We start from the raw sequence: 13,891 nt of genomic DNA, 5'->3' as shown, positions 1-13,891 counted from the left end.
GCATGTCCGCAGGCAGTTCCCCGCTCACCATCCGGCCGTGCCGGGGGGAAGAGGAGTACGCGGAACTCGTCGAGATCTGGCGCAGCGCCGTTCGCGCCACCCATGACTTCCTGGAGGAGACCGACTTCGCCCGGATCGAATCGCACCTCGCGTCCGATTACTTCCCCGCGGTGACCCTCACCGTCGCCGAGCAGGACGGGGTTCCGGTCGGGTTCGCCGGCGTCCACGACGACGGGCTGGAGATGCTGTTCGTCTCCGATGCCGTTCGCGGACGCGGTGTGGGCTCTGCCCTGCTCGCCGAGGTCGTCGTCCACCAGGGCGTGGCCAGGGTCGATGTGAACGAGGACAACCCGGGCGCGCGCGGGTTCTACCGCAGCCGAGGCTTCGTGGAGGTGGGCCGGAGCGCGCTCGACGGTGACGGTCGTCCCTATCCGATCATCCACATGGCGCTTTCGGACGACCCCAAGGCCTGATCCGCGGGTGTCCGGTACGGCGGCCCGCTCTTGACACCGGCCGCGGAACGCCCGACGCTGGGGACGGCGCGCCGACCGGTGCCCGTCCCCACCGCTTCGGAGGCACCATGACCCGCGTGCGCGTCGACCTCAACATCACTCTTGACGGCTTCGCCACGACGACCGATCAGACCCCGGAGAACCCGTTCGGCGAGGACTGGGGACGACTCACCGCCGCCTACACCGCGACCCGCACCTTCCAGGAGCGCGTCTTCCACGACACCAGCGGCGCCGGCACGACCGGGGTGGACGAGAAGTACGCGGCACAGTACTTCCAGGGCATCGGTGCCGAGATCATGGGCGCCGGGATGTTCGGCCTCCACGCGAACCCGGACGACCCGGACTGGCGCGGCTGGTGGGGTGAGGAGCCGCCGTTCGAGGTTCCGGTGTTCGTCCTCACCCACACCCCGCGACCGCCGATCGAGTTCGCGAACGGCACGAGCTTCCGCTTCCTCACCGCGACCCCCGAGGAGGCGCTGCGGGAGGCGGTGGCGGTGGCCGGAGGGAGTGACGTGCGCGTCGGCGGCGGGGCGATCACGGTCCGGGAGTTCCTGCGCGCGGGGCTCGTCGACGACCTGCACGTGGGCATCACCCCGATCCTCACCGGCAGCGGGATCCGTCTGTGGGACGACCTGCGCGGCCTCGAGGCCGGCTATCGCGTGACCTCCGAGGTCGCGGAGTCCGGCGTGACCCACATCACGTTCTCCCGCGGGGCCTGAGGCCCGGCACGCGGTCGCAGATTCGCACCGAGCTCGCACGGATTGCCGGGAGAACCTGCGACCTCGTGCGGAAGTGCGGCTGCGCCCAGGAGAGTCGCGGCATCGGTCTGGAAGGATCGGGGCGTGCATTCCGCGCTCGCTCCCTCCGAAACCGTCCCGTTCTGGGGGCGCCGCTCCGTGGTGCTCTCGGTGTTCCTCATCCCGCTGGCTCTGGCGATATTGCCGTTCACCGTCGAGTCCGGCCCCGTCTTCCTCCTGTGTCTCGTGGCCGTCCTCCCCGCGGCGGCGGTGACGATGTTCGCCGCGCGCTGGATCGCTCCGCGGGTCTCGCGCTCCTGGACGTCCTCCCTGCTGGCGCCGGCCTGGGGCGCCGGTGCTGCTGTGCTCATCGCCACCGGGCTCGGCGCGTGGTCTTCCGAGCAGGCGCTGTACGTCGACGATCAGGGCATCCTGCGCGAGGCGATCCCCTCGACGTGGGTGCTGACGCCCATCGTGGAGGAGCTCGGGAAGGGTCTCGGGGTGCTGCTCATCCTCGTGCTCGCCCGGCGCGTCGGGCGCCGCGGCGTACTCTTCGGCGCGATGGCCGGGGCGCTGGTCGGCGTGGGCTTCGCGGCGGTGGAGGACGCCTCCGCCATCGCGGCTGACATCGCGGCGAACGATGTCGGCTACGGCGTGGTGACGTGGATCGTCCGCACGCTCACCTTCCCCACGCATGCCGCTCTCACCGTCTGGACCGGGGCGGCGCTCGGCCTCGCGCTGGATGCCCGTCGCGCCTGGTCCCGCCCGCTCGTCGCGCTCGCCGGACTCACGGTGGCCATCGGAGCCCACGCCGCGATCAACTACGGGAACCTCGCCGGCGCCACCGATCAGGCCTCGTTCTTCACAGCCGTGGGCACGGCCCTCGGCTGGATCGCGGTGTCGACGGTCCTCGCGGTGACCCTCCGTCTCGTGCTGACCCGTCGCGGAGTCTGAGCCCTCGCGGATCGCGTGCACAGCTTCGGACATCTCGACCGACACGCCGACGTGGGGGCTGAACGACGGCGAGTCGAGCCCCGGCTCCGAAGCTGTGCCCGGACGGGCGGCGGCGTCGTGGGGTGCTTCAGATGTCGCTGAAGTCGTTGCCACCGGTGCTGAGGCGGCTCACGATGTCGCCGGTCATCGTGAGGTCGACGTACTCCACACCGACCTCGCCGGGGTTCACGAGCGAGGAGGTGCCGGGGACTTCCCGCACGCCGATGCTCAGGTAGTCGGCGACGCCATCGCCGTCCTCATCCCACCCGTCCACGGCCCCTGCGGCCATCGCCTCAGCGCGCGTCGAGCCGATGCCGATACCCTCCGGAGTCCGGACGATCACTCCCGGCGCGTCTGCCGACACGACGAGGTCGATGCGGGTGTCGCGGACCGTGGCCTTCGTTCCCGGCCAGTCGTAGCCGGCGTACACGGCGCCGTACGGACCCTCCACGGGTGCCTCCGTCGGCGCCGCTCCGAACGCATCGGTGAGGGCCGCGAGGGCGCCGTCGGCGTCGTCGTACGCGAGGACCGGGCCGTCATCGATGGAAAGGCCGTCAACCGAGATCTCGACGACACGGTCCGCGGGCGTCGCGGGGGGAGAGGCGATGATGGATGGCGACGGCGATGGCGACGGCACTGGTCCACCGCCCTCCGTGCTCTCGGGCGCGCAGGCGGTGAGGGCGAAGCCCAGGACTGCAGCTGCGGTGGAAGCGATCACGAGCCGAGAGGGGTGGGGCATGGCTTGAGCCTAGAGTGAGCGCGGGATCGACCGGCGGACGGAGGCTGAACCGTTATCGGTGGGGGATCCGTGCGCGAAGAGCGGGCGCCGCCCGGGGAGAACCCCGGACGACGCCCGCTGACGGGCTACGCCGTTTCGATCGTCTCCACCGTGGCATCCCGGCGGCGGCGACGCAGGGCGAACAGACCGAGGCCGGCGGCGAGCAGCACGACCGCGCCGATGACGAACGGCGTGCTGTCGGCACCGGTCGTCGCGAGGTCGCCGTCGGTCGCGCCACCCGAGTCGCTCTCACCGGGGACGACCGCTCCGCCGCCGGCCGCTGCGGTCACGGTCAGGGACGCCGTCACCTCTGAGCCGTCGGGGAGGATCACGGCGAGGGTGTGCGCACCCGCCGGGGTGCCCGCCGGGATGGTGACGGTGCGCGCGAACGTGCCGTCCGCCGCGGCCCTGACCGTACCGAGCGAGACCGGGTCGGACCGCAGCTCGAGCGCGAGCTCGGCGCCCTCCGCGAAGCCGCTGCCCGACACGGCGAGCGTGCCGCCGGCGGTGACCGAGGACGCGCCCAGCTCGACGGTCGCGGGCTTCTCGGGCTCCGGCTCCTCCGTGACCGGCGGGGTGACGCCGGCCTCGGTGACCCACTTCTCGCCCGCGTCGGACTTGGTCACCGTGAACGTGTCGTAGACTGCGCCCACGGGGAGCTCGGTCGTGGCGTCCGGCTGCTTCTCGGCGAGATACGACCGGTAGACGAGCTGGTTCTTCGAGACATCGATCACCTGGTAGGTCGTCACGCCCTGACCGCGCAGCACCTGGGTGGCGCCGTTGTTGGTCCAGACGTTCTTCTCCGGGGTCTCCAGGTCGTAGTGCTTGGCGCCGGAGTTCGACACGACGTACACCGGCCCCCTGGTGAGTCCGGCGGTGTCTGTGGCGTCCGTGTTCACGAAACCGCGGGCATACGTGTGATCGTGGCCCATGAGCACGAGGTCGATGTCGTTGCGCTGGAAGACGGGCAGCCACTCGGCACGGAGCACCGGCTCGTCACGACCGGCCGACGCCGAGAACACCGGCTGGTGGAACGTGACGACGTTCCACTTCGACGGGCTGTTCTGCAGCAGCAGGTCGAGCCACGCCGCCTGGAAGCGGGTCCACAGCGTGCCGATCTGCGACGACGGGCATTCCGCGCCCGTGCAGGACGGGAGCCCGGCCGGCGTGAGGAAGGTCGTGTCGCGCGTCGCGTTCAGGGTGATGAAACGGACGCCCTGGTAGTCGGTGTAGTACGCGGTCTCTGCGGCGAACGAGCTCCAGTGGTCGAAGAACGCGCGATACTGCTGCGCCACCTCTGAGTCGCCCTTCGCCAGGTTCGCGAGGTCCCCGATCGAGCTCGTGGACGGGTTGTTGTGCGGGTACTCGAACGCGGCCTTCCAGGCGGTGAGGAGTTTGTCCCCCGAGTACTCGTGGTTGCCGGGGGCGGCCATGACGTTGGTGCGCACGGCGGAATCCTCCATGCCCTTGAACCAGTTCAGCCACTCGTTCTCGTTGCTGGACGTGTTGATGAGGTCTCCGGCGTGCACGGAGCCGATCGATCGCGGGGCGTGGGCCTCTGCCTGCTTCACGACGCGCGGCCAGGTGGTGTCGAGACCGATCTGGGCGTCGCCGTAGTAGATGAACTGGAAGTCGCTCGCCTTCGGGTCCGCGGTGCGGAACTCGTGCCAGTCGCTCCAGCTGCCGGGGAGGCCGACACGGTAACGGTACGCGGTGGCCGGGGTGAGGTCGGTGACCGTGGCCGAGAAGTGCTTGTTCGGGTTGCCGTTCACCACTCCGGCGTCATAGGCGTCGACCGTCCGGGTGGCACCACCGGATGCGGGGCCGATCTCGACCTGACCTGCCGTGTGCGACGCGTCGCCGGCGAGCCAGGAGAACGACTGCGACACCTCCGGCTTCTCGGTCGGGGTGAGGATGACGCGGGTCGGCGGGGCGACGACGGGAGTGCCGGGGTCGGAGGCCTTCACGAGGGTCAGCGACGACATGTCGAAGTAGATGTCGGAGCTCGACGCGCGGTCCTGGAACAGCGACACGGCGATGGTGTTCGTGCCGTCGCGGAGCAGGTCGCCCTCGGCGCTGAACGTGCTGGTCAGGGGGTCGCCGTTGGAGTCTCCGGCGTACTCGACGTTGGTGGTGTCGGTGATGCGGCCGTCGACGTAGCGGGCGACCTCCTCGCCGTTGATCCACACGATGATCGCGTCGTCGAAGGTGACGGTGCTCTGCAGGGCGGCGACCTGCTCGGCGACGCCGGCCTCCAGCTCGAAGGTCGTGCGGAAGAAGTACGTCGGCACCGTCGGTGCCTTCACCCCGTCGAGGTAGTGGTTGAGGAGTGTCTTCGGGGTCTGCGGTCCCACCGGCGCGAGGGCGCCGTTCTTGGCACCGAAGCTGCCCGGTGCGGTCTTCCAGGCGCTGTCGTCGTACGCGGGCAGGGTCCAGTCGCGCAGCGCGGCCGGGGCGGGCGACGGGTCGGAGCCGTCGTCGAGGTAGTGCCAGGGGGTGTCGCCGGTGAGGAGCGAGCCGGTCGGCACTTCCGGGTCGGGCGCGGCGAGGGCCGCGGGGGCGACGACGGCGCCGCCGAGCACGGCGAGCAGCGCGACGGACGTCAGTCCGCGACGCCGCCACCGCACCGCAGGGGTGGGGGAGGTCATGTCTGTCCTTCGTGGGTGGGTGTCCGTGCTCAGCCGCACGGGGCGCCCCCAGCCCAGCGGAGCCGGATGACCGGGGTCTGACATCAAGACGACGGGGAGGTGAACGCGGGCGCGTCAGGGGGCGGCCGGTACGCTGGAACCCATGCTCAACATGGCCGACGGCCTCGCGCGTCTCGGCGCGCTCGCCGAGAATCCCGTCGTCCGTACCCTCGCGGAGGCCTTCGACGCCGCCGGTTTCGAGCTCGCCGTCGTGGGCGGTCCGGTGCGCGATGCGCTGCTCGGCCGGGAGACGCACGACCTCGACTTCACGACGAGTGCGTCGCCGGACGAGATCCTCGCGATCGTGAAGCCGGTGGCCTCCGCGCACTGGGACATCGGTCGCGCCTTCGGGACCATCGGCGCCCGGCTCCGCGGCGAGCAGGTCGAGATCACGACCTATCGGGCGGACAGCTACGACGGCGTGACGCGCAAGCCGACGGTGGAGTTCGGCGACTCGATCGATGGCGACCTGGTCCGCCGCGACTTCACGGTCAACGCGATGGCCCTCCAGGTGCCCGCGGTGAAGCTCGTCGATCCGACCGGCGGGGTCGAGGACCTCGTGGCGGGGGTACTGCGGACGCCGACGGATCCTCGGGTGTCGTTCGGCGACGACCCGCTCCGGATGCTGCGGGCCGCCCGGTTCAGCGCGCAGCTCGGCTTCACGGTGGAGGAGGATACAGAGCGGGCGATCACCGAGCTCCGCGAGACGCTGAAGATCGTGAGCCCCGAGCGCGTGCAGTCCGAGCTCGTGCGCCTCATGCAGACCGACGACCCCGTCCGCGGCATCCGGGTGCTGGTGGAGACCGGACTCATCGACGAGTTCCTCCCCGAGGTGAGCGCTCTCAAGCTCGAGGTCGACGAGCACCACCACCACAAGGACGTCTACGAGCACTCCCTCACGGTGCTCAGCCAGGCCATCGCGCTCGAGCACGCCCGGAACCCCGGGGCGGCGCCGGACGTGCCGCTGCGGATCGCAGCTCTGCTCCACGACATCGGCAAACCCCGCACGCGCAAGCTCGAGCCGGGCGGTGCGGTGACGTTCCACCACCACGACGTGGTCGGCGCGCGCATGGCCCGCAAGCGGCTGCAGGCGCTGCGCTTCGACTCGGCGACCACCGATGCCGTCGCGACCCTGATCGAGCTGCATCTTCGGTTCTTCGGCTATGCGGAGGGGGCGTGGACGGATGCCGCCGTGCGCCGCTACGTCCGCGATGCCGGGGACCTGCTGGAGCGGCTGCACATCCTCACGCGCGCCGACGTCACCACGCGGAACAAGCGCAAGGCCGCCCGGCTCGCCGCCGCCTACGACGACATCGAGTCACGGATCGCGGCGCTCCGGGAGCAGGAGGAGCTCGACGCGATCCGTCCGGAGCTCGACGGCAACCGCATCCAGGAGGTCCTCGGCATCAAGCCGGGCCGGGAGGTCGGCGAGGCGTACCGGTTCCTCCTCGATCTGCGCCTCGACGAGGGTGTGCTGGGCGAGGCCGTCGCGGAGCAGCGTCTCCGGGAGTGGTGGGCGTCGCGCGGTTGACTCCTGCCGGCCCACCCCGTTCCGTGCGTCCCGGCCCCTTACGGCCGCACGCAGGGGGCCGGGAGGACCGGAGAGGGGTGGGTCGACCTCAGTTGACGATGGCGGCGGCGTCCGGAGGGAGTGTCAGGGACGTGGAGGAGCGCGTCAGGGCGGCGGTGGCGAGGAGGATCTCGGACGTGGCGGGGACACTGAACGTCGCGGGGGTGGGGGAGAGGTTCACGAGCACCGACACTCCTCCTCGGTCGATGCGGTAGACACGGTGCTCGGGGCGGCCGTCCGTCTCCCGGACCTCGACCGTCGTGTGCGCGGAGTCCGGGTCGGTGAGCTCCGGTCGCGCTCGCCGCAGTCGTGCCAGGTCGCGGTACAGCGTCAGGAGCCGGGAGTGCTCCGGGGCCTCGGCCTCCGCCCAGTCGAGGTGCGAGCGGTGGAAGGTCTCGGGGTCCTGCGGGTCGGGCACCGCATCCGGATCCCATCCCATGCGGGCGAACTCCGCCGTGCGGCCCTCGGCGACCGCGCGGCCGAGCTCGGGTTCGGGGTGGGAGGTGAAGAACTGCCACGGGGTCGTCGCCCCCCACTCCTCGCCCATGAAGAGCATCGGGGTACCCGGCGCCGTCAGGGTGAGCACGGCGGCCACCGCGAGCCGGTCGGGGGAGAGCGTGGCAGAGAGCCGATCCCCGGCGGCGCGGTTGCCGATCTGATCGTGGTCCTGCGCGAAGGTCACCAGCCGCCAGCTCGGCACCTCGGCCGGGATCGAGGACCCGTGCGGACGGTCGCGGAAGGACGAGAAGGAGCCGTCGTGGAAGAAGCCGCCCTCCGTCACCTTGGCCACCGCGTCGTCTGCGGCGAAGTCGGCGTAGTACCCGGCGGTCTCTCCGGTGAGCGCGACGTGCACGGCGTGGTGCCAGTCGTCGGACCACTGCGCCGTGAGCCCGTAGCCCCCGGCCTCCCGCGGCAGGATGAGCGTCGGGTCGTTGAGATCGGACTCGGCGATGAGCGTCAGCGGTCGGTTCTGCTGCGCGGACAGCGCATCCACCCGTTCGGAGAGCTCCCGCAGCAGGTGCACCGGCCGCCGGTCGTGGAGGGCGTGCACGGCATCGAGCCGGAGTCCGTCGACGTGGAAGTCGCGCAGCCACATCAGGGCGTTGTCGAGGATGTACTCCCGCACGGCGTCCTCGTCGAGGTTCACCGAGTCGCCCCAGGTGGTGCTCTCGCCCTCGCGCAGGTACGGACCGAAGAGCGGGAGGTAGTTGCCGCTCGGGCCGAGGTGGTTGTAGACGACGTCCTGCACGACGGCGAGCCCGTGCGCGTGGGCGGCGTCGACGAAGCGCTGATAGGCCGCGGGGCCGCCGTACTCCTCCTGCACCGCGTACCAGAGCACGCCGTCGTATCCCCAGTTCCAGGCGCCGTTGAAGGCGTTGACGGGCAGCAGCTCGACATGGGTGACGCCGAGGTCGACGAGATGCGCCAGGCGGCCGACCGCCGCGTCGAGCGTGCCCTCCGGTGTGAAGGTGCCGAGGTGCAGCTCGTAGATCAGCCCGCCCGCGAGCTGCCGTCCGGTCCAGGAGGCGTCGGTCCACGCGAAGGCGGCGGGGTCGAAGGCCGCCGAGGCCCCGTGCACGCCGTCCGGCTGCCGCCGCGAGCGAGGGTCAGGGCGGAGGTCGTCGCCGTCGTCGAGGACGAAGCCGTAGCGCTCACCGTCCGCGAGGACGAGGTCGGTGGTCCAGCGCCCCTCTGCCCCCGCCGTGAGTGCGCGCTCCTCCACGGTGGTGCCCGCGTCGTCGAGGCGTCGTACCCGCACACGGGTCGCCCGCGGCGCCCACACCGAGATCATCGGGCCAGCTCGATCAGCGCGACGGGGTAGGTGTCGAGGAGTTCCGCCAGTCGCACGGGCCCGGGCGGGATCCGCCGGCCGGTGAGGAGGTCGGTCCCCGGCAGCTCGGGGCGCATCATGACCGTGTCGCCCCAGCCCCCGCGGCGCGCCAGCGCGACCGGCAGCCGTGTGGCCACGGCGGTTGCGCCGCCGCGGTGCACGGCGATCGCGTGGTCTGCGGCCTCACCTTCGACGACGGCCGGCCGGTAGAAGCGGAACAGCTCCGGATTGTCCCGCCGCAGTCGCAGTGCCCGCGAGGTCACCAGCAGCTTCGCGGCGCCGGAGTCGTCGATCGGGGGGACCACACCGCGGGCGTGGTCCGCGTCGAGCTCCCGCAGCATCCGGGCGCGCAGAGCGAAGTCGACGGGTCGACGGTTGTCGGGGTCGACGAGCGAGAGGTCCCACAGCTCGGTGCCCTGGTACACGTCAGGCACGCCGGGGCCGGTGAGCTGCAGCAGCTTGGCGGAGAGGGAGTTGGAGCGCCCCGCATCGACGATCTCGGCCACGAAACGGTCGAGGATCGGCGCGGCCTCTCCCTCGACGGACCGGGCGATCGCGGCCAGGCCCTCTTCGAACTCCGCATCCGGATGCTGCCAGGTCGTCCCCTCCGCGGCCTCACGCGCGGCCTTGGTGGCGTAGGCGAGTAGCCGTTCGGAGGGCAGCGGCCAGGCGCCGACCGCGGCCTGCCAGATCAGCGTGTCGAGAGGACCGTGTCCGGTGGTCGCGACGGCGCGCAGCTCCGCCAGCACCTCGGCCCAGCGCTCCGGGATCTCCGAGAGCACCGACAGGCGCGCGCGCACGTCCTCCGAGCGCTTCGTGTCGTGCGTGGAGAGCGTCGTCATCGAGTGCGGCCACGCCGCCAGCCGCGCCCGCTGCGCGTCGTGGAACTCCTCGACCGACAGCGCGGGGAGGGACGGGTCGGCGCCGACCTCGGTCAGCGTTCCGAGGCGGGTGAACCGGTAGAACGCTGTGTCCTCCACACCCTTCGCCATCACGGCGCCGCTCACCTGCGGGAATCGCTGCGCGACCTCGAGGCGCGGATCGTTCAGCAGCGGCTCCAGCGCTGTGAACGCGGTCGCGAGGTCGGGGCGTCGGCGACGGGCCTCCGCGAAGGCGGCGCGCAGGTGTTCGCGGCCCTCCGGGAGATAGGAGCGATACACGGGGAAGCAGGCGAGGAGCTCGGCCAGCGCGTCGTCGGCGTGCACGATCCCGTGGGGGAGCGTACGCACCAGTCGGCGCACCTCGGCGGCCAGGAGGGTGTCCGCGATCATCCGCTTCGTGTCGTGGATGAGGTCGTGCCAGGGGAGCGCGTCCGGGAGACCGGTCTCCGCGCGGAGCCTGGCATCCAGCCGGTCCAGCGCCGCGACGCCCTCCGCGTCGACGAACAGGCGGTCGAGCTCGGCCAGCGCGTCGTATCCGGTGGTGCCGTCGGTCCGCCACCAGGCCGGCAGGGCCTCGCCCGGCTCCAGGATCTTCTCGACGAGCGTGTACGCGCGTCCGGTCGCGTCGGCGAGCTGCTCCAGGTACGCGCCGGGGTCGACGAGGCCGTCCGGGTGATCCACCCGCAGACCGTCCGCGAGGCCCTCCCGGATCCAGCGCAGGATCTCCCGGTGCGACTCGGCGAACACCTCGGGCCGTTCGACCCGGATGCCGGCGAGTTCGGAGACGGCGAAGAACCGGCGGTAGGTGAGGTCGGTGTTCTGGTCCTGCCAGAACCGCAGCTCGTAGTTCTGGGCGCCCAGGAGCGCCGGGAGATCGTCCGCCAGTGCCGCGGTCCCGGGGGCGAGGGGCAGCTCATGCTCGAAGTAGCGCAGAACGCCGTCCGGCGCGTCGGCGGCCGGCGTGGTGTCGACCACGAGCTCGCCGTTCGCGACGACCTCGTTCGGGCTCGCGCCCAGCAGCGGCAGCAGGAGACGCCCGCCGCCCGCTGCCCAGTCGATGTCGAACGCCGCCGCATGACGGGTCTTCCGGCCCAGCCGCAGCACCTCCCACCACCACGGGTTCTGCCGCGGCACGGCCACCCCCACGTGGTTGGGCACGATGTCGACGAGGATGCCGAGGCCTGCAGCCCGTGAGGCCGCCGCGAAGCGGACGAGCCCCTCCGCGCCGCCGCGGTCGGGATCGATGCGGCCGTGGTCCACGACGTCGTAGCCGTGGTTCGAGCCGCGGGTCGCCGCCAGCAACGGTGACAGGTAGGCCCACGAGGCGCCGAGCTCGGCGACGTATCCGGTCACCTCCGCGGCCGCGTCCAGGGGGAAGTCCTCGCTGATCTGCAGGCGATACGTCGAGACCGGTCTGTCGGTCATGACGCAGCCTGCTCGCTCTGCGCGCGGAGCGAGGCATCGACGGAGTCATCCGTGTCGACGGGGTCGCCGTCGAGTTCCTGCAGCACGAGCATGGCCTTGCCCTCGAGCGGCACGCTGTCCCGCGCCCGGAGCTTCCGGTCACCGAGTTCGCCGGCGGTGTCCACGGAGACGAGCCATTCCGCGCCGTGCCGGTCGTCCGGCAGGGCGAGGTCGACGGGCTCGTCGCCGCTGTTGAAGTAGACGAGGAAGTTCACGTCCTCCACGGGACGTCCGCGGCGGTCGTTCTCGCGGATGCCGCGGCCGTTCAGGAACATGCCCACGGAGCGTCCGAAGCCCGAGTCCCAGTCCTCCGGCGTCATGCGGGCACCGTCCGGGCGCAGCCACACGACGTCGGGGATGCGCTCGCCGTCCTCGTCCTCGTCTGCGACCGGGCGTCCGTCGAAGAAGCGGCTGCGGCGGAAGGTCGGGTGCTCGTGCCGGAGCCGAGCGACCGCCGCCGTGAACTCCACGAGCGGCAGGTCGGCCGCCTCCCAGTCGATCCACGTGAGCTCGTTGTCCTGCGCGTAGCCGTTGTTGTTGCCGTGCTGCGTGCGGCCGAGTTCGTCGCCGTGGGAGATCATCGGCACGCCCTGCGAGAGCAGCAGGGTCGCCAGGAAGTTCCGCTGCTGACGCGCACGGCGCCGGTTGATGTCGATGTCGTCGGTCGGTCCTTCCGCGCCCATGTTGTCGGAGCGGTTGTGGGATTCGCCGTCGTTGTTGTCCTCGCCGTTGTCCTCGTTGTGCTTCTCGTTGTACGACACCAGGTCCCGCAGCGTGAAGCCGTCGTGGGCGGTGACGAAGTTGATGGACGCGACCGGGCGCCGGCCGGAGTGCTCGTACAGGTCGGCGGAGCCGGTGAGGCGGGAGGCGAACTCGCCGAGCGCCTGGGGCTCGCCGCGCCAGAAGTCGCGCACGGTGTCGCGGTACTTGCCGTTCCACTCCGTCCACTGCGGCGGGAAGTTCCCGACCTGATAGCCGCCGGGGCCGATATCCCACGGCTCGGCGATGAGCTTCACCTGCGAGACGATCGGATCCTGCTGCACGAGCTCGAAGAAGGCTGCGAGGCGGTCGACGTCGTAGAACTCGCGGGCGAGGGTCGCCGCGAGGTCGAAGCGGAAACCGTCGACGTGCATCTCGGTCACCCAGTAGCGCAGCGAGTCCATGAGCAACTGGAGCGCGTGCGGGTTGCCCGCGTTCAGGCTGTTGCCCGTGCCGGTGTAGTCCGTGTAGTACCGCTTGTCCTCTTCGAGCCGGTAGTACGCCTCGTTGTCGATCCCGCGCATGGAGAGCGTCGGCCCGAGGTGGTTGCCCTCAGCGGTGTGGTTGTAGACGACGTCGAGGATGACTTCGATGCCGGCCTCGTGGAGCGCGCGCACCATGGCGCGGAACTCCTGCACCTGCTGGCCGTCCTGGCCGCCGGCGGCATAGGCGTTGTGCGGTGCGAAGAATCCGAGGGTGTTGTAGCCCCAGTAGTTCGACAGGCCCTTGTCCTGCAGCACCGAGTCGTTGACGAATTGATGCACCGGCATCAGCTCCAGGGCCGTGACGCCGAGGCGCTGGAGATGCTCGATGACTGCCGGATGCGCGATGCCGGCGTAGGTGCCGCGCAGCTCCTCCGGGACCTCGGGGTGCCGCTGGGTGAGCCCCTTGACGTGGGCCTCGTAGATGACCGTCTCCGCGTACGGGGTCTTCAGCGGACGGTCGCCGCCCCACTCGAAGAACGGGCTGACGACCACGCCCTTCGCCATCGCGGTCGCGGAGTCGTCGTCGTTGCGGGAGTCGGGGTCGCCGAAGTCGTAGCCGAAGAGGGACTGGCCCCAGTCGACCTCACCGGCGACGGCCTTCGCGTAGGGGTCGAGGAGCAGCTTGTTCGGGTTGAAGCGCTGTCCCTGCGCGGGATCGTACGGACCGTGCACACGGTAGCCATAGCGTTGCCCCGGCTGCACCGTGGGCAGGTAGCCGTGCCAGACGAACGCGTCGACCTCGGTGAGCGGCACTCGTGTCTCCGTGCCGTCCGCGTCGAAGAGGCAGAGTTCCACGCGCTCCGCGCCCTCGCTGAAGAGCGCGAAGTTGGTGCCCTGACCGTCGAAGGTGGCCCCCAGCGGGTACGCGGACCCGGGCCAGACCTCGCCGCTCATCCGGCGAGGGCGTGGTCGCGCGAACCCGCGGCCATGGCACTGACGATGCTGACGGCATGGTCGTAGTCGTACACCTGAGCGATCTCCACAGCCCGAGGATACGGGTGTCCGAGGTAGCAGACGTAGAGCGGCGGCACGACCTCGATGTATCCGACGGGAGCGTCGTGCGCGACGACGTACCGGTCGAAGTCGATCCGCTCGCAGGCCGGCTCGGTCGCGGCGGGGTGGGCCGCGTCGGCGCGCTGCGAGGAGCCAGTGCTGGTGGGGGTGTGGACGTTCATGGCGCCTCCTGACTCGTGA

10 protein-coding genes are annotated in these 13,891 nt (G+C 71.0%); 4 read left to right on the top strand and 6 right to left on the bottom strand.

The genetic code is table 11. From position 1 onward, the window contains the following. Nucleotides 1-2: 2 nt before the first annotated feature. The 3 genes from MICNX66_RS16495 (at nucleotide 3) to MICNX66_RS16485 (ending at nucleotide 2,203) form a co-directional block, all read left to right on the top strand. On the top strand, nucleotides 3-473 hold the full coding sequence (locus tag MICNX66_RS16495; protein ID WP_187662772.1) for a GNAT family N-acetyltransferase: 471 nt from the start codon (nucleotides 3-5) through the stop codon (nucleotides 471-473). Between the two features lie 107 nt (nucleotides 474-580). Next, entirely contained in the window at nucleotides 581-1,231 is a 651-nt protein-coding gene (locus MICNX66_RS16490; RefSeq protein ID WP_187662771.1) for a dihydrofolate reductase family protein, read from the top strand. Between the two features lie 123 nt (nucleotides 1,232-1,354). After that, a complete protein-coding gene (locus MICNX66_RS16485; RefSeq protein ID WP_187662770.1) occupies nucleotides 1,355-2,203 on the top strand; it encodes a PrsW family glutamic-type intramembrane protease in 849 nt (282 codons plus the stop codon). 127 nt (nucleotides 2,204-2,330) lie between these two features. On the opposite strand, the gene MICNX66_RS16480 is transcribed toward MICNX66_RS16485, so the two are convergent. Then, nucleotides 2,331-2,981 carry a hypothetical protein gene (locus MICNX66_RS16480; RefSeq protein WP_187662769.1) on the bottom strand — a complete coding sequence of 217 codons (651 nt, stop codon included), beginning with the start codon at nucleotides 2,979-2,981 and terminating at the stop codon, nucleotides 2,331-2,333. A 125-nt stretch (nucleotides 2,982-3,106) separates the two neighbouring features. After that, nucleotides 3,107-5,668 (bottom strand): purple acid phosphatase family protein, encoded by a 2,562-nt coding sequence (locus MICNX66_RS16475; RefSeq protein ID WP_187662768.1) that lies wholly within the window; start codon nucleotides 5,666-5,668, stop codon nucleotides 3,107-3,109. Nucleotides 5,669-5,810: 142 nt separating this feature from the next. On the opposite strand from MICNX66_RS16475, the gene MICNX66_RS16470 reads away from it, so the two are divergent. Continuing rightward, nucleotides 5,811-7,238 (top strand): CCA tRNA nucleotidyltransferase, encoded by a 1,428-nt coding sequence (locus MICNX66_RS16470; protein ID WP_187662767.1) that lies wholly within the window; start codon nucleotides 5,811-5,813, stop codon nucleotides 7,236-7,238. An 88-nt stretch (nucleotides 7,239-7,326) separates the two neighbouring features. On the opposite strand, the gene treZ is transcribed toward MICNX66_RS16470, so the two are convergent. Genes treZ through MICNX66_RS16450 form a run of 4 tightly spaced genes read right to left on the bottom strand, consistent with a single transcriptional unit; the run spans nucleotide 7,327 to nucleotide 13,872 of the window. Then, nucleotides 7,327-9,069, bottom strand: coding sequence for a malto-oligosyltrehalose trehalohydrolase (treZ, locus tag MICNX66_RS16465; protein ID WP_187662766.1), 1,743 nt, complete (start codon nucleotides 9,067-9,069; stop codon nucleotides 7,327-7,329). Continuing rightward, nucleotides 9,066-11,414, bottom strand: a complete 2,349-nt coding sequence (treY, locus tag MICNX66_RS16460) for a malto-oligosyltrehalose synthase (RefSeq protein WP_187662765.1) — start codon at nucleotides 11,412-11,414, stop codon at nucleotides 9,066-9,068. Before treY ends, treZ begins: the two co-directional genes overlap by 4 nt. Beyond that, nucleotides 11,411-13,591: a glycogen debranching protein GlgX gene (gene glgX, locus MICNX66_RS16455; protein ID WP_187662764.1), complete on the bottom strand. Its 2,181-nt coding sequence runs from the start codon at nucleotides 13,589-13,591 to the stop codon at nucleotides 11,411-11,413. The genes treY and glgX overlap by 4 nt, the downstream gene beginning before the upstream one ends. Continuing rightward, nucleotides 13,588-13,872, bottom strand: coding sequence for a hypothetical protein (locus tag MICNX66_RS16450; RefSeq protein WP_060922071.1), 285 nt, complete (start codon nucleotides 13,870-13,872; stop codon nucleotides 13,588-13,590). Before MICNX66_RS16450 ends, glgX begins: the two co-directional genes overlap by 4 nt. Nucleotides 13,873-13,891 lie beyond the last annotated feature (19 nt).

The sequence above is a fragment of the Microbacterium sp. Nx66 genome, from assembly GCF_904066215.1.
In the GTDB taxonomy this organism is placed as follows: domain Bacteria; phylum Actinomycetota; class Actinomycetes; order Actinomycetales; family Microbacteriaceae; genus Microbacterium; species Microbacterium meiriae.
This window is presented reverse-complemented; position numbering and strand designations above follow the sequence as displayed.

What these genes read in the sequence shown, in the direction of transcription:
- MICNX66_RS16495 (WP_187662772.1), top strand. Translation starts at nt 3, where the DNA reads ATGTCCGCAGGCAGTTCCCCGCTCACCATCCGGCCGTGCCGGGGGGAA.
- glgX (WP_187662764.1), bottom strand. Translation starts at nt 13,591, where the DNA reads ATGAGCGGCGAGGTCTGGCCCGGGTCCGCGTACCCGCTGGGGGCCACC.
- MICNX66_RS16450 (WP_060922071.1), bottom strand. Translation starts at nt 13,872, where the DNA reads ATGAACGTCCACACCCCCACCAGCACTGGCTCCTCGCAGCGCGCCGAC.
- MICNX66_RS16470 (WP_187662767.1), top strand. Translation starts at nt 5,811, where the DNA reads ATGCTCAACATGGCCGACGGCCTCGCGCGTCTCGGCGCGCTCGCCGAG.
- treZ (WP_187662766.1), bottom strand. Translation starts at nt 9,069, where the DNA reads ATGATCTCGGTGTGGGCGCCGCGGGCGACCCGTGTGCGGGTACGACGC.
- treY (WP_187662765.1), bottom strand. Translation starts at nt 11,414, where the DNA reads ATGACCGACAGACCGGTCTCGACGTATCGCCTGCAGATCAGCGAGGAC.
- MICNX66_RS16480 (WP_187662769.1), bottom strand. Translation starts at nt 2,981, where the DNA reads ATGCCCCACCCCTCTCGGCTCGTGATCGCTTCCACCGCAGCTGCAGTC.
- MICNX66_RS16490 (WP_187662771.1), top strand. Translation starts at nt 581, where the DNA reads ATGACCCGCGTGCGCGTCGACCTCAACATCACTCTTGACGGCTTCGCC.
- MICNX66_RS16475 (WP_187662768.1), bottom strand. Translation starts at nt 5,668, where the DNA reads ATGACCTCCCCCACCCCTGCGGTGCGGTGGCGGCGTCGCGGACTGACG.